General features: G+C 62.4%; 14 protein-coding genes. All 14 read left to right on the top strand.

Annotated elements, in window-relative coordinates; translation table 11 throughout:
* The first annotated feature begins 27 nt into the window (after positions 1 to 27).
* The 14 genes from AC1RP7_RS00515 (at position 28) to AC1RP7_RS00450 (ending at position 17,947) form a co-directional block, all read left to right on the top strand.
* Positions 28 to 1,452, top strand: a complete 1,425-nt coding sequence (locus tag AC1RP7_RS00515) for an amino acid permease (RefSeq protein WP_218495937.1) — start codon at positions 28 to 30, stop codon at positions 1,450 to 1,452.
* A 250-nt stretch (positions 1,453 to 1,702) separates the two neighbouring features.
* Positions 1,703 to 2,188 carry a hypothetical protein gene (locus tag AC1RP7_RS00510; RefSeq protein WP_057714922.1) on the top strand — a complete coding sequence of 162 codons (486 nt, stop codon included), beginning with the start codon at positions 1,703 to 1,705 and terminating at the stop codon, positions 2,186 to 2,188.
* Positions 2,189 to 2,572: 384 nt separating this feature from the next.
* Positions 2,573 to 3,364, top strand: a complete 792-nt coding sequence (locus AC1RP7_RS00505) for an enoyl-CoA hydratase/isomerase family protein (protein ID WP_057714921.1) — start codon at positions 2,573 to 2,575, stop codon at positions 3,362 to 3,364.
* Positions 3,365 to 3,404: 40 nt separating this feature from the next.
* On the top strand, positions 3,405 to 4,565 hold the full coding sequence (locus AC1RP7_RS00500) for an acyl-CoA dehydrogenase family protein (protein WP_008021395.1): 1,161 nt from the start codon (positions 3,405 to 3,407) through the stop codon (positions 4,563 to 4,565).
* Positions 4,566 to 4,583: 18 nt separating this feature from the next.
* Positions 4,584 to 6,683: an acetate--CoA ligase family protein gene (locus AC1RP7_RS00495; protein ID WP_493180872.1), complete on the top strand. Its 2,100-nt coding sequence runs from the start codon at positions 4,584 to 4,586 to the stop codon at positions 6,681 to 6,683.
* Between the two features lie 10 nt (positions 6,684 to 6,693).
* Positions 6,694 to 8,301 (top strand): 5-guanidino-2-oxopentanoate decarboxylase, encoded by a 1,608-nt coding sequence (locus AC1RP7_RS00490; protein WP_493181013.1) that lies wholly within the window; start codon positions 6,694 to 6,696, stop codon positions 8,299 to 8,301.
* Between the two features lie 24 nt (positions 8,302 to 8,325).
* Positions 8,326 to 9,516, top strand: coding sequence for a pyridoxal phosphate-dependent aminotransferase (locus AC1RP7_RS00485; RefSeq protein WP_493180873.1), 1,191 nt, complete (start codon positions 8,326 to 8,328; stop codon positions 9,514 to 9,516).
* Positions 9,509 to 10,924 (top strand): aldehyde dehydrogenase family protein, encoded by a 1,416-nt coding sequence (locus AC1RP7_RS00480; protein ID WP_218495931.1) that lies wholly within the window; start codon positions 9,509 to 9,511, stop codon positions 10,922 to 10,924. Before AC1RP7_RS00485 ends, AC1RP7_RS00480 begins: the two co-directional genes overlap by 8 nt.
* 99 nt (positions 10,925 to 11,023) lie before the next feature.
* Positions 11,024 to 12,625 (top strand): ABC transporter substrate-binding protein, encoded by a 1,602-nt coding sequence (locus AC1RP7_RS00475; protein WP_493180874.1) that lies wholly within the window; start codon positions 11,024 to 11,026, stop codon positions 12,623 to 12,625.
* 169 nt (positions 12,626 to 12,794) lie between these two features.
* A complete protein-coding gene (locus AC1RP7_RS00470) occupies positions 12,795 to 13,754 on the top strand; it encodes an ABC transporter permease (protein ID WP_057714915.1) in 960 nt (319 codons plus the stop codon).
* Positions 13,755 to 13,757: 3 nt separating this feature from the next.
* Positions 13,758 to 14,585, top strand: a complete 828-nt coding sequence (locus AC1RP7_RS00465) for an ABC transporter permease (RefSeq protein WP_057714914.1) — start codon at positions 13,758 to 13,760, stop codon at positions 14,583 to 14,585.
* Positions 14,586 to 14,587: 2 nt separating this feature from the next.
* A complete protein-coding gene (locus tag AC1RP7_RS00460) occupies positions 14,588 to 16,234 on the top strand; it encodes an ABC transporter ATP-binding protein (protein WP_102669585.1) in 1,647 nt (548 codons plus the stop codon).
* 9 nt (positions 16,235 to 16,243) lie between these two features.
* On the top strand, positions 16,244 to 16,954 hold the full coding sequence (locus AC1RP7_RS00455; RefSeq protein WP_057714912.1) for an NAD(P)H-dependent oxidoreductase: 711 nt from the start codon (positions 16,244 to 16,246) through the stop codon (positions 16,952 to 16,954).
* A 537-nt stretch (positions 16,955 to 17,491) separates the two neighbouring features.
* Positions 17,492 to 17,947 carry a YMGG-like glycine zipper-containing protein gene (locus AC1RP7_RS00450; RefSeq protein WP_057714911.1) on the top strand — a complete coding sequence of 152 codons (456 nt, stop codon included), beginning with the start codon at positions 17,492 to 17,494 and terminating at the stop codon, positions 17,945 to 17,947.
* Positions 17,948 to 18,224 lie beyond the last annotated feature (277 nt).

The following is an 18,224-nucleotide window of genomic DNA, read 5'->3' as shown; positions in this document are numbered from 1 at the left end:
CACCTCTCTGACTGCTGAGGTGCCGACATGAACGAAAACACTGATCACAGCACTGATCGTAAAGGCATCCAGCTGACCCGGGCCCTCAAGAGCCGGCACATCTTCATGCTGTCCCTGGGCGGCGTCATCGGCACCGGGTTGTTCATGGGCTCCGGAGTGACCATCAACCAGGGCGGCCCGGTGGGGGCGATCCTGGCTTACCTGGTCGCGGGTTTCCTGATGTATCTGGTGATGGTCTGCCTGGGTGAACTGTCGGTGCAGATGCCGGTGTCCGGTTCGTTCCAGACCCACGCCACAAAATACATCGGCCCGGCCACCGGGTTCATGATCGGCTGGGTGTACTGGATGAGCTGGGCCACCACCGTGGGTCTGGAGTTCACCGCCGCCGGCATGCTGATGACCCGTTGGTTCCCGGAGGTGCCAATCTGGTACTGGTCGGCGCTGTTCGTGGTGGTGCTGTTCGGTATCAATGCCATGGCGACCCGCGCCTTTGGTGAAGCCGAATACTGGTTTTCGGGGATCAAGGTGGCGGCGATTCTCGGTTTCATCGTGGTCGGTGTGCTGGTGATCTTCGGCGTGATGCCCCTGAGCAGCGGCGCACCGGCGCCGATGGCGACCAACCTGATCGGCGATTCGTTGTTCCCCAACGGCCTGTCAGCCGTGTTCGCGGTGATGATGACCGTGGTCTACGCGTTCCAGGGTTGCGAGATCATGGGCGTGGCCGCCGGTGAAACCGACCAGCCGGAGAAAAGCATTCCTCGCGCCGTGCGCAACGTGGTGTTCCGCGTGCTGATCTTTTACGTGCTGGCGATCATCGTGCTGTCGGCCATCGTGCCGTGGCAGCAGGCGGGCCTGATGGAAAGCCCGTTCGTGCAGGTGTTCGACATGGTCGGCATTCCCTATGCGGCCGACCTGATGAACTTCGTGATCCTTACCGCGATCCTGTCGGTGGGCAACTCCGGCCTGTATGCCTCGACGCGCATCCTGTGGGCGATGTCGAAAACCGGCATGGCGCCCAAAAGCCTGTCGCCCTTGAGCAAGCGTGGCGTGCCGCTGCGCGCCTTGAGCATCACCCTGTGCTTCGCGCTGGTGTCGCTGATGACCAGCTTCGTCGCCGCCGACACCTTGTTCATGGTGCTGATGGCGGTGAGCGGCATGTCCGGCACCGTGACCTGGATTGTCATCGCGCTGGCGCAGTACAAGTTCCGCAAGGCGTATTTGCGTGACGGCGGCAAACTCAGCGACCTGAAATACCGCGCGCCGTGGTTCCCGGTGCTTCCGCTGATGTGCATCACATTGTGCTGCTCGCTGTTCGTGTTCCTGGCCCTGGATGAAACCCAGCGTCCGTCGCTGTATTGGGGCTTTGGATTCATTGCGCTGTGCTATGGCGCGTACTTCCTGATTCATCGCAAGCGCGGGGCGGTGCTGGCGCCGAGCTTGCCGGCTGCATAACACCTCCAGATAACCACTTCCCCCCCTGTGGGAGCGAGCTTGCTCGCGATGGCGGCATCAGGTCCAACATCACTGTTGACTGGTCTACCGCTATCGCGAGCAAGCTCGCTCCCACAGTTGTTTCAAGCGATTAGCCGCTGGTCGCGACTGTCAGATCTGACAGTAGATTGCATCGGAACTCCACAGCCTAATGATGTGGAATTCGTCGGTCTGCCGTGCGAGATTAAAATCAACCAGGAAGGAGCACCCAATGGACAGCAATCGGATCAGGAACGGTGACTTTACCACCGGAAACTTCGAGCATTGGACGGTGAGCGAAAATGACGGGACAGCGAAAGTCGTGAGGGATGGAAGTGGCTACAGAGCCAGAGTCACTCTGGGTAAAGGAAAGCCGGTATTGCTCGAAACAGCGCGCTTCTCAATCAGGCGGCCACAGTTCAAGCTGTCCCTTGAAGTTTCCGTGCCTGAACCCGGTGATGAAGACGCTACCACCAAGTTGTATTGCACGCTCTCCGGATTCGAGCCTTCCCAACCGATGCCAATCATATTGCTCATACCCTTCACGTTATCCGGAACCAGCACAGTATTTGAATACATCGGCGATATGCGATCTAGTGTCACTGAAGTGCAATTGTCTATTGCACTTGCGCCTGTATCTCAACCAACAGCGTTGGGACCGATCTACCTCAACAACGTGAAGTACACAGTGGATCTTTCGGATAAATCGGTCGGTTAAAACAATTCCATAGTCAGTTCCGACAACATCACCCTCAAACCCGGTTACATCTCCTGTGGGAGCGAGCTTGCTCGCGATTGCGGTAAGTCAGTCAACTGTGATGTTGAATTTGACGCCGTCATCGCGAGCAAACTCGCTCCCACATTGGTTTGTGGTGGGCAAAAGATCTGCGACTGACGTCCTGTCGCCAGTTGTTCGAAGTTGTAACAGCACCAACGGTTCACGCTCGCCAATCAAAAAATAATTCAAAAAAAACAATAGGTTAAGTATCTATTGAGCTTGTTACAGCCCATTTCCCCGCCGATTGCCGCCTTACTGAACACTCGTTTAGTATGGCCTCAAGTCGCATCACCTCAGACCAAACACAATAATTCGAGGATTCCCATGACCACTCAATCGTCGCTGCTCAGTCAGGTCGAAGCAGGCGTTGCCTGGATCACCCTCAATCGCACTGCCCAGCGCAATGCGCTGGACATTCCGACGCTGAAAAACCTGCACGGCCTGCTCGACGCTTACAACGCCGATCCAGCGGTGCGCGTGGTGGTGCTCACCGGTAGCGGCCGTAGTTTCTGCGCCGGCGCGGACCTTGATGAATGGGCCGATGCCGAAGCCCGGGGTGCGTTGGAAACCTACGGCTGGACCGAAACCGCCCACGCCCTGATGACTCGCCTGCACAGCCTGGAAAAACCGACCATCGCCGCCATCAACGGCACCGCCGTCGGCGCCGGGATGGACCTGACCCTGTGCTGCGACCTGCGCATCGCCGGGCAATCGGCACGCTTCAAGGCCGGCTACACCAGCATGGCGTACTCGCCGGACGCCGGCGCCAGTTGGCACTTGCCGCGCCTGATCGGCAGCGAACAGGCCAAGCGTCTGCTGTTCCTGGACGAATTGTGGGGCGCCGACCGTGCCCTCGACGCCGGTCTGGTCGGCGATGTCTGTGCCGACGATCAACTGCTGACGGTCACCAGCGAACTGGCCGCACGCCTGGCCGCTGGCCCGACCTTTGCCTTCGCCCAGACGAAGAAACTCATGCGTGAAGGCGCCGAACGCAGCCTGGCCGAACAACTGCAAGCCGAACTCGCCGCCGGCCTGCTCTGCGGTCGCAGCGAAGACGGCAACGAAGCCCTGCGTGCCGCCATGGAAAAACGCCCGGCACGCTTCATCGGTCGTTGATTCCTCTCCATCTCCCAGAACACGAACAACAGGTAGCACCATGAATTTCCAACTGACCCAAGAACAAGAAATGTTGGTGGACTCGGTACGCAGCTTCGTCGAGAAGGAACTGCTGCCCTATGAAGAGCAAGTCGACCGCGCCGACGAGGTTTCCCCGGAACTGGCAGCGCAGATTCGCGGCAAGGCCATCGCGGCAGGTTTCTACGCCTTCAACATGCCCGAAGAAGTGGGTGGCGGTGGCCTGGACTACCTGTCCCAGGCGCTGATCGAGCGCGAGCTGTCCAAGGTGTCCTGGGCGCTGCACGTGTTTGTCGCACGGCCGTCGAAAATCCTCATGGCTTGCAAGGGCGAACAGATCAACGACTACCTGTTGCCGTGTATCCAGGGCGAAAAAATCGACTGCTTCGCCTTGACCGAACCGGGTGCCGGCTCCGATGCCAATGCGATCAAGACCCGCGCCGTGCGTGAAGGCGACGACTTCATTCTCAACGGCAGCAAGCACTTCATCAGCCACGCCGGCCACGCCGATTTCGCCATCGTCTTCGCCGTCACCGACACCTACGAACACAACGGCAAGAAACGCAACGCCGTGACCTCGTTCCTGGTCGACCGCAACACTCCGGGAATGACCATCCGTCGTGGGCCGAAGTGCGTGAGCAACCGTGGCTATCACACCTTCGAAATGTTCTTCGACGACTGCCGCGTGCCGGCCAGCAAAGTGCTGGGCGAAGTCGGCAAGGGTTGGGACGTGGCCAACGCCTGGCTGACCGCCGGGCGCGTGATGGTCGCGGCCAACTGTGTCGGTCAGGCCCAGCGCGCACTGGACGTGTCCTTGCAATGGGCGGCGGACCGCAAGCAATTCGGCCAGCCGATCGGCACCTATCAAGGCGTGTCTTTCAAGCTGGCGGACATGGCCACGCAAATCCGCGCCGCGGAACTGCTGACCCTGCACACCGCCTGGAAAATGGACCAGGGCACCATGACCGATGGCGAGGCCGGCATGGCCAAGCTGTTCGCCAGTGAAGTGCTCGGCCGTACCGCCGACGAAGCGGTGCAGATCTTCGGCGGCATGGGCCTGATGGACGAAGGTCCGGTGGAGCGCATCTGGCGTAACGCGCGGATCGAACGGATCTGGGAAGGCACTTCGGAAATCCAGCGCCACATCATTTCCCGCGAGCTGCTGCGGCCGCTGCTGCGCTGATCGGCCCGGAGAACTCCCATGTCCCAAACCATTCGTGACAACCTCAAACGCATGCTCGCGCCGCAACACGTGGCGTTCGTCGGCGGCCGCAGCATGGCGCGCGCCCTCAAGCGCTGTGCCGAAGGCGGCTACCAAGGGCAAATGTGGCTGGTCAACCCGCAACACGACAGCCTCGAAGGCGTTCCTTGCGTGCGCAGCGTTGCCGAGCTGCCTTGCGGCCCGGACGCGGTATTCATCGCCACCAACCGTGAGTTGACCCTGACTTGCGTGGCCGAACTGGCCGCCATCGGCGCAGGCGGCGCGATCTGCTACGCCTCCGGCTTCGCCGAGACCGGTGCCGAAGGCCAGGCCCTGCAACAGCAACTGCTCAAGGCCGCTGGCGACATGGCCTTGCTCGGCCCCAACTGCTACGGCCTGCTCGACTACCTGCACAGCTCCGCTCTGTGGCCGGTGGCCCACGGCGGCAAGGTAGTCGAGAAGGGCGTGGCGGTGCTGACCCAGAGCGGCAACTTTGCCTACAACCTGTCCATGAGCGACCGCTCGCTGCCGGTGGCCTACATGGCCTCGGTGGGCAATCAGGCGCAACTGGGCGTGGCTGAACTGATGGACGTGTTGCTCGACGAACCTCGGGTCACCGCCATCGGCCTGCATCTGGAAGGCCTGAAGAATGTGCCGGGTTTTGCCCGCGCTGCGCACAAGGCACTGGAGAAGGGCATTCCGATCATCGCCCTGAAAACCGGCGTGTCGCAGATCGGTGCCGAACTGGCCTTGAGTCACACCAGTTCACTGTCCGGCTCCGATGCGCTGTATGACGCGCTGTTCGACCGTCTCGGGGTGATTCGCGTCAGCGGCCCGGTGAGTTTTGTCGAAACCCTTAAAGCCGCGGCCTGCGGCAATCTGCCGGCGGGCAACAGCCTGATTGCGCTGGCCTGTTCCGGTGGCGACGCCGGGCTGATTGCCGACTACGCCGAACGCAACGGCCTGGGCCTGCCGAAACTCGATCAAGGGCAGGTCGGCGACCTCGCGCAAGTGCTGCCGACCTACGCCAACCTGGTCAACCCGCTGGATTTCACCACGGCGATCTGGGGCGACGGCGAAGCCTTGAACCGCATGCTCGACAGCGCGCTGCGCACCGAAGCCGACGCGGCGATGCTGGTGCTCGACTATCCGTCGGAGTTCACCGGCGAGCGCAAGGAATGCGACCTGCTGCTGGAGTTGTACAGCGCGGCACTGCAACGTCACGGCAAGACCGGCTTTGTCACCTCGGCCTTCCCTGAATTGCTGCCGGCCCATGCCCGTGAACGTCTGCACGCCCAAGGCGTCGCAGCCTTGCAGGGCGTTGAAGACGGGTTGGCCGCGTGGGGCCGCATCGCCGGTTATCAGCGCAATCGCCATGCCTTGCTGGCGCTGGGGGAATCGGCGCTGGTGCCGTTGTGCCCGCAGGCGCTGGAAGGCGAGGGACGCTTGCTCAATGAATGGGATTCCAAACAGGCGTTAAAAGCCTTTGGCCTGCCGACGCCCAACGGCGTATTGAGCACGCCGGACAAGGCCCTGAAGGACGCAGAAACCCTGGGCTATCCGCTGGTACTCAAAGCGGTCAGCGCTCAACTGCCACACAAGACCGAGGCCGGTGCCGTGGCGCTGAACCTCAAGGATGGCGCGGCATTGAGCGCAGCACTGGAGAAGATGCGCACCAGCATTGCCGCTTACGCCCCGGGCGTCGTGTTCGATCAGCTGTTGCTCGAACCCATGGCCAAGCCGCCACTGGCTGAGCTGATTGTCGGCATCAAGCGCGAAAACGATTTCGGCCTCGCCCTGGTGATCGGTGCCGGCGGCATTCTGGTGGAGTTGCTCAAGGATAGTCGCAGTCTGTTGCTGCCGACCACCGACGGCGCGATCCGCAATGCCTTGCTCAGTCTGCGCAGCGCACCGCTACTGCAAGGTTTCCGTGGTCGTGAGTCCGCAGATCTCGACGCCCTGGTGGCCGCGATTCGCGCCGTGGCTGATTACGCCTGCGAAAACGCCGCGCAGTTGCTGGAACTCGATGTGAACCCATTGTTGGTCAGTGCCCAAGGCACGACTGCGGTCGATGCGTTGATTCGCTTCGGCCAGGAGTGAGGACATGAACATGCAAAGCAAAACATTGACCGGTGGCCAGGCCCTGGTGCGCCTGTTGGCCAACTACGGCGTCGATACCGTGTTCGGCATTCCCGGCGTACACACCCTGGAGCTGTATCGCGGCTTGCCCGGAAGTGGCATCCGCCATGTGCTGACTCGTCATGAGCAGGGCGCCAGTTTCATGGCCGACGGCTACGCCCGGGTCAGCGGCAAACCCGGCGTGTGCTTCGTCATCACCGGCCCCGGCGTGACCAACGCCGCCACCGGCATCGGCCAGGCCTACGCCGACTCGATTCCGATGCTGGTGATTTCCAGCGTCAACCACAGCGCCAGCCTGGGCAAGGGCTGGGGCAGCCTGCACGAGTGCCAGGACCAGCGCGCAATGACCGCGCCGATCACTGCGTTCTCGGCCGTGGCACTGACTGCCGAAGACCTGCCGGAACTGATCGCCCGTGCCTACGCGGTGTTCGGCAGCGAGCGCCCGCGCCCGGTGCACATCTCGGTGCCGCTGGACGTGTTGTCGGCGCCGATTGCCCGTGACTGGAGCAATGAGGTGGTGCGTCGTCCGGGTCGTGGCCCGGCGTCGACCACCGCAATTGATCAAGCCGTGGCCAAACTCAAGGCTGCCAAGCGGCCGATGATCATCGCCGGTGGTGGCGCCCTCAATGCCACCTCTGAACTGCAAGAAATCAGCACCCGGCTGGCCGCGCCACTGTTCACCAGCGTCGCCGGTAAAGGCCTGCTGCCGCCGGACGCGCCGCTCAACGCCGGCTCATCCCTGTGTGTGGAGCCGGGCTGGAACCTGATCGCCGAGGCCGACGTGGTGCTGGCGGTCGGCACCGAAATGGCCGACACCGACTTCTGGCGCGAACGCCTGCCACTCAATGGCGAACTGCTGCGCGTCGACATCGACCCACGCAAATTCAACGACTTCTACCCCTGCGCGGTGGCGTTGCATGGCGATGCGCAACAAACCCTCAGTGGCTTGCTTGGGCGCCTGCCAACCGACGTGCGCGAGGCCAGCGCTGCGATTGCCTCGGTCGCCGCACTGCGTGAAGCGGTCAAGGCCAGCCATGGCCCGTTGCAATCGATTCATCAGTCGATTCTGGATCGCATTGCGGCGGAGCTGCCGGAAAACGCTTTCATCAGCACCGACATGACCCAACTGGCCTACACCGGCAACTATGCCTTCGACAGCCTCGCCATTCGCAGTTGGTTGCACCCGACCGGCTACGGCACCTTGGGATATGGCCTGCCGGCCGGGATCGGCGCCAAATTCGGTGCGCCGCAGCGGCCTGGGCTGGTGCTGGTGGGCGACGGTGGTTTCCTCTACACCGCCCAGGAACTGGCCACCGCCGTGGAAGAACTGGACAGCCCGCTGGTGGTGCTGCTGTGGAACAACGATGCGCTGGGGCAGATCCGCGACGACATGCTCGGCCTGGACATCGAGCCCATCGGCGTCTTGCCGCGCAACCCGGATTTCGCCGCCCTTGCGCGTGCCTTCGGCTGCACCGTGACCCAGCCGCAAAGCCTCGCCGAGTTGCAGACCGACTTGCGCCATGGCTTCAAGCGCAACGGCGTGACCCTGATCGAACTCAAGCATGCCTGTGCGCATTGATCTGCATTTTAAGGGGATGAAGCCATGCGCTTTTCCGATCTGACTCAACGTATCGCCGGTGACGGCGCCGCCGCGTGGGACATTCACTACCGCGCCCTGGCACTGCGCGAGCAAGGTGAAGACATTCTGCTGTTGTCCGTGGGCGACCCGGATTTCGACACGCCACAGCCCATCGTGCAGGGTGCGATCGACAGCCTGCTAAACGGCAACACGCACTATGCCGAAGTGCGCGGCAAGCGTGCCCTGCGCGAGGCCATTGCCAGGCGTCATCAACAACGCAGCGGCCAAAGCGTTTCGGCCGATCAGGTCACCGTACTGGCCGGGGCGCAATGTGCGCTGTTCAGCGTGGCCCAATGCGTACTCAATCCGGGTGACGAAGTGATCGTCGCCGAGCCCATGTACGTTACCTACGAAGCGGTATTCGGTGCTTGCGGTGCCGTGGTGGTGCCGGTGCCCGTACGCTCGGAAAACGGCTTTCGCGTGTTGCCCGAAGATGTCGCCGCGCGCATCACGCCACGCACCCGGGCACTGGCACTGAACAGCCCGCACAACCCGTCCGGCGCCAGTTTGCCGCGCAGTACATGGACGGCTTTGGCTGAATTGTGCATCGCCCACGACCTGTGGCTGATTTCCGATGAGGTCTACAGCGAACTGCTGTTCGAAGGCGAACACGTCAGCCCGGCGAGTCTGCCGGGCATGGCCGAGCGCACCGCGACCCTCAACAGCCTGTCGAAATCCCACGCCATGACCGGTTGGCGCGTCGGCTGGGTGGTGGCGCCGCCATCTTTGGCCGCGCACCTGGAAAACCTCGCGTTGTGCATGCTCTACGGCTCGCCGGATTTCATTCAGGACGCCGCCGTGGTGGCCCTGGAAAGCAACCTGCCGGAACTCGAAGCCATGCGCGAAGCCTATCGCCAGCGTCGCGATCTGGTGTGCGACAGCCTGGCCGATTGCCCCGGCGTGCGGGCGTTGAAACCCGATGGCGGGATGTTCGTGATGCTCGATATCCGCCAGACCGGGCTCAGCGCCCAGGCGTTTGCCGACCGTCTGCTGGATCGCCACGGCGTGTCGGTCCTGGCGGGCGAGGCCTTTGGTCCGAGCGCGGCGGGGCACATTCGCCTCGGTCTGGTGGTCGGTGCCGAACCGCTGCGCGATGCCTGCCAGCGCATTGCCCGTTGTGCCCAGGAATTGATGGAGGCCCAGGCTCATGCTTAATCACAAGACACTGTTCATTGATGGCCGCTGGCAAACCCCGTCGGGGCGGGGCATCGCCGAGGTGATCAACCCGGCCACCGAGGAAGTCTGCGGCAGCGTTCCGCTGGGTGATGAACTCGATGTTGAAAACGCCGTGGCGTCGGCTCGCCGGGCCTTCGCTTCATGGTCGCGCACGCCGTCCAGCGTGCGTGCCGGTTATATCCGTGCACTGGCCGATCAACTGCGCAATCGTGCCGATGAGATGGCCGCGGTCATCACAACGGAACTGGGCATGCCGGTGCAATGGTGCCGCTCGGTGCAGGTCGACGGGCCGATCACTGGCCTTGAGCAGTACGTCGAACTGGCGCATCTCATGGACGAGGTGCGCGAAGTCGGCAACTCGCTGGTGATCCGCGAGGCCGTGGGTGTCTGCGCGTTCATCAATCCGTGGAATTACCCGCTGCACCAGTTGATCGGCAAACTCGCCCCGGCACTGGCCGCCGGTTGCACGGTAGTGGTCAAGCCGAGTCAGGAAACCCCGCTGCATGCCTTCCTGCTGGCGCAGATGATCGAGGACATCGGCCTGCCTGCCGGGGTGTTCAACCTGGTCAGCGGTCCGGGCTCGAAAGTCGGCGAAGCGCTGGCCAAACACCCGGACGTGGACATGGTGTCGTTTACCGGCTCCACCGGTGCCGGGGTGCGGGTTGCGCAAGCGGCTGCACCTTCAGTCAAGCGCGTGTGCCTGGAACTGGGCGGCAAGTCGCCGTTGTTGATCGCCGAGGATGCCGACCTGGCAGCGGCGGTGCGCTACGGCGTGCAGGACGTGATGATCAACTCCGGCCAGACCTGCACCGCGCTGACCCGCATGCTGCTGCCGGCAAGCCGCTACGCGGAGGCCGTCGAACTGGCGCTGGCGGAAACGTTGAGTCTGCGCATGGGCGATCCCCTCGACCCGCAAAGCTTCCTCGGCCCGATGTGTTCGGCCGGGCAAAAACGCACCGTGCTCGATTACATCAAGGTCGGCCAACAGGAAGGCGCACGACTGCTGTGCGGCGGTGACACGCCATCGACGTTCGAGCGCGGCTTCTATGTCAGCCCGACACTGTTCGCCGATGTCGACAACCGCATGCGCATTGCCCAGGAAGAAATCTTCGGCCCGGTGCTGTGCCTGATTCCCTACGCCGATGAGGCGCAAGCGATCCAGATCGCCAACGCCTCGCCGTTCGGCCTGTCCAGCGGCGTCTGGGCCGGCAGTGCCGAGCGCGCCTTGCAACTGGGGCGTCAGCTACGCGCCGGTCAGTGCTTCCTCAACGGTGCCGCATTCAATTATCAGGCGCCGTTCGGTGGCTACAAACAGTCGGGTAACGGTCGCGAATGGGGTGAGGAGGGGCTGAACGAGTTCGTCGAAGTGAAGGCGATCCAGGTGTGACGGTTGGCGATTCAAACGTTGTATGCACCGGGCCATGGCCCGGTGTTTTGCGTGGTTTTGAACCGGTAATTCATTAGCTTTTTGATCAGGGGCAATGCAATGAGCGATAACAAAAACAAGATTACTCAAGCGAACCATGAATTCAGTTTTCCGCGTAGAGACTTCCTCAAGTACAGCGCCGCTGCCGCAGCGGTGGCCGGGGCGTTCTCCATGGGCCTGCCGTTTGGCGCCTTTGCCGGGGAGGCCACGCCAAAACCCGGCGGTGTTCTGCGTCTGGGCCTGGCCGGTGGCAGCACCACGGACTCCAAGGATCCGGGCTCCTGGGCGGACACCTTCACCTTCGTCGGCTTCTCGGCGGTCTATAACACCCTGACCGAAATTGCCGTCGACGGCACGGCCATCCCCGAGCTGGCAGAAAGCTGGACCTCGACCCCGGACGCGCGCATCTGGACCTTCAAAATCCGTCAGGGCGTGACCTTCCACAACGGCAAGACCCTGACCGCCGATGACGTGGTCGCTTCGATCCAGCACCACCTCGGCGAGAAATCCACCTCGGCGGCCAAGACCGTGCTGGGTGACGTGGCCAAGGTCAGCGCCAACGGCAGCGACAGCGTGGTGTTCGAACTGCACTCGGGCAACGCCGATTTCTCGTATGTGGTCGCCGATTACCACCTGGCGATCATGCCGAGCAAGGATGGCGCGGCGGACTGGCAGGCCGGCGCCGGCACCGGTGGCTATCGCCTCAAGGACTTCGAGCCGGGCGTGCGCATGACCCTGGAACGCAGCCCCGATTACTGGAAACCGGGCCGGGCACACTTCGCCAGTGCCGAGTTGATTGCCATCGCCGACGGCGCGGCGCGGGTCAACGCGCTGGTCACCGGGCAAGTGGATGTGATCAACAAGGTCGACCTGAAAACCGTCGCGCTGCTCAAGCGCAACCCGAACCTGGTCATCGAAGAAACCAAAGGCGCCCAGCACTACACCTTCCCGATGCTCACCGACAGCCAGGTGTTCCAGAACAACGACGTGCGCCTGGCGATGAAGCACGCGATCAACCGCGAAACCCTGCTGGCTTCGGTGCTGCATGGCTATGGCCTGGTGGGCAACGACCATCCGATCCAGCCTGGCAGCCGCTTCATCAACACTGCGCTGGAGCAACGCACCTACGACCCCGACAAGTCGCGCTTCTACCTGAAAAAGGCCGGTCTGGATTCGCTCAAGGTTCGCCTGCAAGCCTCTGACGCTGCCTATACCGGCGCCGTGGATGCTTCGGTGCTGTTCAAGGAACAGGCTCGCGCCGCAGGGATCGACATCGACGTGGTGCGCGAACCGGCGGACGGCTTCTTCTCCAACGTATGGATGAAGCAACCGTTCACCACTTCGTTCTGGTACAGCAGCCTGACCGCCGACCGCATGTTCAGCATCGGTTACGCCAAGGGCGCGGCGTGGAACGAAACCCACTGGGACAACCCGCGCTTCAATCAACTGCTCAACGCCGCTCGCGGCGAAATGAACGACCCGCTGCGCCGCGAGATGTACAACGAAATGCAGGCGCTGTGCCGGGACGAGGGCGGGGCGATCGTGCCGTTGTTCGCCAGTTCCGTGGCGGCGCGTTCCAAACGCGTGGTTCACGGCGGGCAGACCGCGCCCTATGGCGAGCTGGATGGCCTGCGGGTGATCGAGCGGTGGTGGCAGGCGTGATGCCGGGATCGATCAAACAATGACGATCAACTGTGGGAGCGGGCTTGCTCGCGAAAGCGGTGTGTCAGTCGCCACATATGTCAGCTGACAGAACCTCTTCGCGAGCAAGCCCGCTCCCACAGGGGAAATCGCTGCCTTCAAAGACGTGCCAAATTCAAGGAACTGCACGATGAGAAGTATTTTCAAGCTGTTGGGGCAGCGTCTGGCGCTAGGCCTGCTCTCGCTGTTCGCCGTCTCAGTGATCATTTTCCTGGCCGTCGGCATGCTCCCGGGCGATATCGCCCAGGCCATGCTGGGCCAGTCGGCCACCCCGGAAACCGTGGCCGCCTACCGCGCGCAACTGGGGCTGGACCTGCCGCCATTGTCCCGCTTTGGCCACTGGATCTGGCAGTTGCTGCACGGTGATCTCGGTGTGTCGCTGGCCAACCAGCGGCCGATCGCCGAACTGGTGGGTACGCGTTTGGGCAACACCTTCAGCCTCGCATTGCTGGCAGCGCTGGTGTCGGTGCCGCTGGCTTTGCTGCTGGGGATGCTCGCGGCGTTGTACCGCAACAGCTGGTTCGACCGTTTGCTCAACACCTCGGCGCTGAGCGCGGTGTCGTTCCCCGAGTTTTTCGTCGCCTACATCCTGATCCTGGTGTTCGCGGTGAAGCTCAACTGGTTCCCGAGCATTTCCAACCTCGCGCCGGACGCCTCATTGGGCACGGTACTGGAGCGTTCGGTGTTGCCGGTGGCGACTCTGAGCCTGGTGGTCATCGCGCAGATGATGCGCATGACCCGCGCATCCTTGATCAACCTGCTGGCCAGCCCCTACATCGAAATGGCCCGGCTCAAGGGCATCAGTCAGTCGCGGATCATCTTCCGTCACGCCTTGCCCAATGCCCTGGCCCCCATCGTCAACGTAGTGGCGCTGAACCTCGCGTACCTGGTGGTCGGCGTGGTGGTGGTCGAGGTGGTGTTTGTCTATCCGGGGCTCGGCCAGTTGCTGGTGGACTCGGTGGCCAAGCGTGACATTCCGGTGGTGCAGGCCTGCAGCCTGATCTTCGCCGCGACCTACATCCTGCTCAACACCAGTGCCGATGTGCTGTCGATTGCCAGCAACCCACGCCTGATGCATCCGAAGGGGTAGACCATGAGCCTGTTAAAACAAGTGTGGCAGGCGCCCCTGAGCGCCAAGTTCGGTTTGTTGATGATCCTGCTGTACGTGCTGGTGGCGGTGTTCGCGCCGGTATTGGCACCGTTCGGCGAAACCCAGGTGGTGGGCGAGGGCTTCGCCCCCTGGGGCGGGCAGTTCCTGTTGGGCACCGATAACCTGGGGCGTGACATGTTCAGCCGCCTGGTCTATGGCGCGCGCAACACCCTGGGCATTGCCTTCCTCACCACCGTCCTGGCGTTCTTGCTCGGTGGCTTGAGCGGCCTGATCGCAGCGATCAAGGGCGGTTGGGTCGATCAGGGATTGTCCCGGGTGGTGGACATCCTGATGGCCATTCCGCAACTGATCTTTGCCTTGCTGATTCTCAGCGTGGTCGGCACCACGGCGACGTCGCTGGTGCTGGTGATTGCGCTACTGGATGCGACCCGGGTGTTTCGGCTGTCTCGTGCTGTGGCGATGAACGTGGTGGTGCAGGATTTCGTCGAAGCCGCACGCCTGCGCGGTGAAGGCCTGTGGTGGCTGGTGACCCGCGAGGTGTTGCCGAACGCGGCGGCACCGCTGATTGCCGAGTTCGGCCTGCGTTTCTGCTTCGTGTTCCTGTTCATCAGTGCGCTGTCGTTCCTCGGCCTGGGCATCCAGCCGCCCACCGCCGACTGGGGCAGCATGGTGCGCGACAACGCGGTGCTGATCACCTTTGGCGACATCAGCCCGTTGCTGCCCGCCCTGGCCGTGGCCTTGATCACAGTCAGCGTCAATTTCGTCGTCGACTGGATGCTGCACAAATCCAGCGGCCTCAAGGAATGCTGAACATGACGACCTCAAAACCTTTGCTGGAAATCCGCAACCTGCACATCGAAGGCCATTACGAAGATGCCTGGCATCCGCTGATCAAGGGCATCGACCTGACCCTGCAACGGGGCGAGGTGCTGGGGCTGATCGGCGAGTCCGGCGCGGGCAAGTCGACCCTCGGCCTGTCGGCCATGGGCTACACCCGCGACGGCTGCCGGATCACCGGTGGCTCGGTGCACTTCGACGGCATCGACTTGCTCAACGCCAAGCCTGAAGCCCTGCGTAAACTGCGGGGGCTGCGTATTGCCTATGTGGCACAGAGTGCGGCAGCCTCGTTCAACCCGGCCCATCGCCTGATCGACCAGCACGTCGAAACCGCTGTGAAAAACGGCGGCATGAGCCGCGAGCAGGCCATGCGCGAGGCGGTGGAGTTGTACCGGGTGCTGCGCTTGCCCAATCCCGAAACTATCGGCCAGCGCTATCCGCATCAGGTCTCCGGCGGCCAGTTGCAGCGGGTCATGACCGCCATGGCGATGGCCTGCCATCCGGACCTGATCATCTTCGACGAACCGACCACCGCGCTGGACGTCACCACCCAGATCGAGGTGCTGGCAGCCATTCGTGACGCAGTCGCGACCTATGGCAGCGCGGCGATCTACATCAGCCACGACCTGGCGGTGGTGGCGCAGATGGCCGACCGCATCATGGTGCTGCGTCACGGCAAGCTGGTGGAAGAGGCCGAAACCCGGCAGATGCTCGGTGACCCGCAGGAGGATTACACCAAGTCGTTGTGGGCGGTGCGCAGTTTCCGCACCGAACCCAAGGCCTGTCCGCAGCAGGAACAACCGCTGTTGGAACTGCGCAACAGTTGCGCCAGTTATGGCCAGCAACCGGTGCTGCACGACGTTTCCCTCAAACTCTACCGTGGTCAGACCCTGGCGGTGATCGGCGAGTCTGGCAGTGGCAAAAGCTCCACCGCGCGGTTGATCACCGGTTTGCTGCCACCGACCTACGGCCAGGTGCTGTACGACGGCGAACCCTTGCCGGCGGACTTTCGCCAGCGCAGCAAGGAGCAACTGCGGCGCATCCAGATGATCTACCAGATCCCCGACACCGCGCTGAATCCGCGCCAGCGCATCGTCGACATTATCGGCCGGCCGCTGACGTTTTATCTGGGTCTCAAGGGTAAAGCCATGCGCGCCCGGGTTGCCGAACTGCTGGAGATGATCGAACTCGACCCCGCGACCTTCATGGATCGTCAGCCCCGGGAGCTGTCCGGCGGGCAGAAGCAACGCATCTGCATCGCCAGGGCCCTGGCGGCCGAGCCGCAACTGATCATCTGCGATGAAGTGACCTCGGCCCTCGACCAACTGGTGGCTGAAGGCGTACTGAAATTGCTCAACCGCATCCAGCAGCAACTGGGTGTCGGCTATCTGTTCATCACCCATGATGTTGCTACTGTGCGGGCGATCGCCGATGAGGTATTGGTGATGCAACGGGGCAGGGTGGTGGACCACGGCTCGCGCAGCCAGATCTTCACCCCGCCGCATCAGGACTACACCGGGCTGCTGTTTTCTTCCGAACCGCAAATGGACCCCGACTGGCTCGACCGGTTGCTGGCCACGCGCGCTTCCACACCTTCAACCGATACGCTGGAACAAGTCTAAGGAACCACCATGAAAGTACTGATCGTCCACGCTCACCCGGAGCCGCAATCCTTCACCGCCGCCCTGCGGGACCAGGCTGTCGCCACGCTTGAAGCCCAGGGCCACGAAGTGCAGGTCAGTGACCTGTACAAAATGAACTGGAACCCGGTGGCCAGCGACGCGGACTTCTCGAATCGGGAAAACCCCGAATACCTGGTCTACGCCCTGGAACAACGCCTGGGCGTGAAGAGCCAGTCGCTGGCGGCGGATATCCAGGCTGAGCTGGACAAACTGCTGTGGGCCGACCTGCTGATCCTCAACTTCCCGATCTTCTGGTTCTCCACCCCGGCCATGCTCAAGGGCTGGATCGACCGGGTGCTGGTGTCGGGCATCTGCTATGGCGGCAAGCGTTTCTACGATCAGGGCGGCCTGGCCGGCAAGAAAGCGCTGGTGACCGTGACCCTGGGCGGGCGTGAACACATGTTCGGCGAAGGTGCGATTCACGGTCCGCTGGAGGACATGCTGCGGCCGATCCTGCGTGGCACCCTGGCTTATGTTGGTTTTGATGTGCTGGAGCCGTTCGTGGCCTGGCATGTGCCGTACATCAGTGACGAGGCGCGCCAGCAGTTTCTGGTGGATTACGGGCAGCGACTGCAGCATCTGAGCGATGATCAGCCGCTGGTGTTTCCGAAGTTGGCGGAGTTTGATGACAAGCTCTATCCGCTGACAACCAATGCCTGACCAACACCACATACCCCCTGTGGGAGCGAGCTTACTCGCGATGAGGACATCAGCTTCAACATCTATGTTGACTGAGCCACCGCCATCGCGAGCAAGCTCGCTCCCACAGGTTTTTGGTGTGTGCCAGGTATTCTGCAGCCTGCGTAGGGCGTCTTCGGATGCGCCGGGTTCCTGGGCCGGTCTACCAACCTGCGTATGGCCACCACCCCTCGTTTGGTATTGGCAGTGAATCGGGCGCTGGATCGGCTCGATCCGGCTGAGTAACCGCACATCCGCAGTTCACCAATAGACCTGCAGGAGCGAACCTGCCGCGATATCGGCCGCACATTCGACATTTATGTGCCTGATACACCGCCATCGCGAGCAGGCTCGCTCCTACACAACGTCCACCGCTTGTACGGAAGTCCTTCTGTGCGGGGCCGTTGAACTACACTTTTCAGGTGCTCCACCCGATCGGCAGGCGACGCATGGCGCCGCTTGCCGCCCGCCAGTCGACCCAAAGGCTTGCCCGTTGTGGCAAGCCTGTCGGAGGTCATCATGAAACGATTTTCACCGGTCAGCCTATGTATCGCATTGTCGATTTTGAGTGCCCCGGGTTGGGCGCAATCGGTGGTGCCGATGAAAGGGCAAAGTTCGCAACAAACCCAGGCCGACATCAACGAATGCAACAGTATCGCCGCCAGCCAGAGTGCCTCGACGGCTTCCACGCCTTCCGGCGGGAGGATCAAGGGTGCTGCTGCCGGGGCCGCCGCCGGCGCGGTCGGGGCCCAGGTGCGCGGCAATCAGCATGACGAAGCTTATGATCGTGTCGACGATGACAGGAAACAGGACTATCGCCAGAACCGCGCCAAGGAGACGGCGGCGGCCGGCGCCGTGGTCGGTGCTTCACGTCAGCGCCAGGAACGCCGGGAGCAATCGAAAACCACCCAGGCGAACACCACGACGGCTTACACCAGCTGTTTGCAAGGCAAGGGTTATCAGGTCAATCCTTGAATCAGGTATGGAACACACTGTGGGAGCGAGCTTGCTCGCGATGGCGGCGGCACATTCGACATCCCGGTGTCTGACCCACCGCTTTCGCGAGCAGGCTCGCTCCCACAGGGATCTTCAGTGTTTCGAGAATTCGGTCGAGAGCACAAATTCCGGGGCTTGAGCTCGCTGTTTCAAGAAAACAGACGGATAAGGAAACGGCCTGTAGCTCTAATCTGACAACCGTTCATCGGTGAACTACGCTGCGATACGTACTCTGGATTTGAATTTCGTGACGTAA

This window comes from Pseudomonas sp. GW822-FHT01E03, from assembly GCF_058802985.1.
Note: the sequence above shows the minus strand (reverse complement) of the source record. Positions and strands in the feature narration are given on the sequence as shown.

Coding starts and splice junctions, on each gene's coding strand:
- AC1RP7_RS00505 (WP_057714921.1), top strand. CDS start 2,573: ATGACCACTCAATCGTCGCTGCTCAGTCAGGTCGAAGCAGGCGTTGCC.
- AC1RP7_RS00455 (WP_057714912.1), top strand. CDS start 16,244: ATGAAAGTACTGATCGTCCACGCTCACCCGGAGCCGCAATCCTTCACC.
- AC1RP7_RS00500 (WP_008021395.1), top strand. CDS start 3,405: ATGAATTTCCAACTGACCCAAGAACAAGAAATGTTGGTGGACTCGGTA.
- AC1RP7_RS00485 (WP_493180873.1), top strand. CDS start 8,326: ATGCGCTTTTCCGATCTGACTCAACGTATCGCCGGTGACGGCGCCGCC.
- AC1RP7_RS00475 (WP_493180874.1), top strand. CDS start 11,024: ATGAGCGATAACAAAAACAAGATTACTCAAGCGAACCATGAATTCAGT.
- AC1RP7_RS00495 (WP_493180872.1), top strand. CDS start 4,584: ATGTCCCAAACCATTCGTGACAACCTCAAACGCATGCTCGCGCCGCAA.
- AC1RP7_RS00460 (WP_102669585.1), top strand. CDS start 14,588: ATGACGACCTCAAAACCTTTGCTGGAAATCCGCAACCTGCACATCGAA.
- AC1RP7_RS00470 (WP_057714915.1), top strand. CDS start 12,795: ATGAGAAGTATTTTCAAGCTGTTGGGGCAGCGTCTGGCGCTAGGCCTG.
- AC1RP7_RS00480 (WP_218495931.1), top strand. CDS start 9,509: ATGCTTAATCACAAGACACTGTTCATTGATGGCCGCTGGCAAACCCCG.
- AC1RP7_RS00490 (WP_493181013.1), top strand. CDS start 6,694: ATGCAAAGCAAAACATTGACCGGTGGCCAGGCCCTGGTGCGCCTGTTG.
- AC1RP7_RS00450 (WP_057714911.1), top strand. CDS start 17,492: ATGAAACGATTTTCACCGGTCAGCCTATGTATCGCATTGTCGATTTTG.
- AC1RP7_RS00515 (WP_218495937.1), top strand. CDS start 28: ATGAACGAAAACACTGATCACAGCACTGATCGTAAAGGCATCCAGCTG.
- AC1RP7_RS00465 (WP_057714914.1), top strand. CDS start 13,758: ATGAGCCTGTTAAAACAAGTGTGGCAGGCGCCCCTGAGCGCCAAGTTC.
- AC1RP7_RS00510 (WP_057714922.1), top strand. CDS start 1,703: ATGGACAGCAATCGGATCAGGAACGGTGACTTTACCACCGGAAACTTC.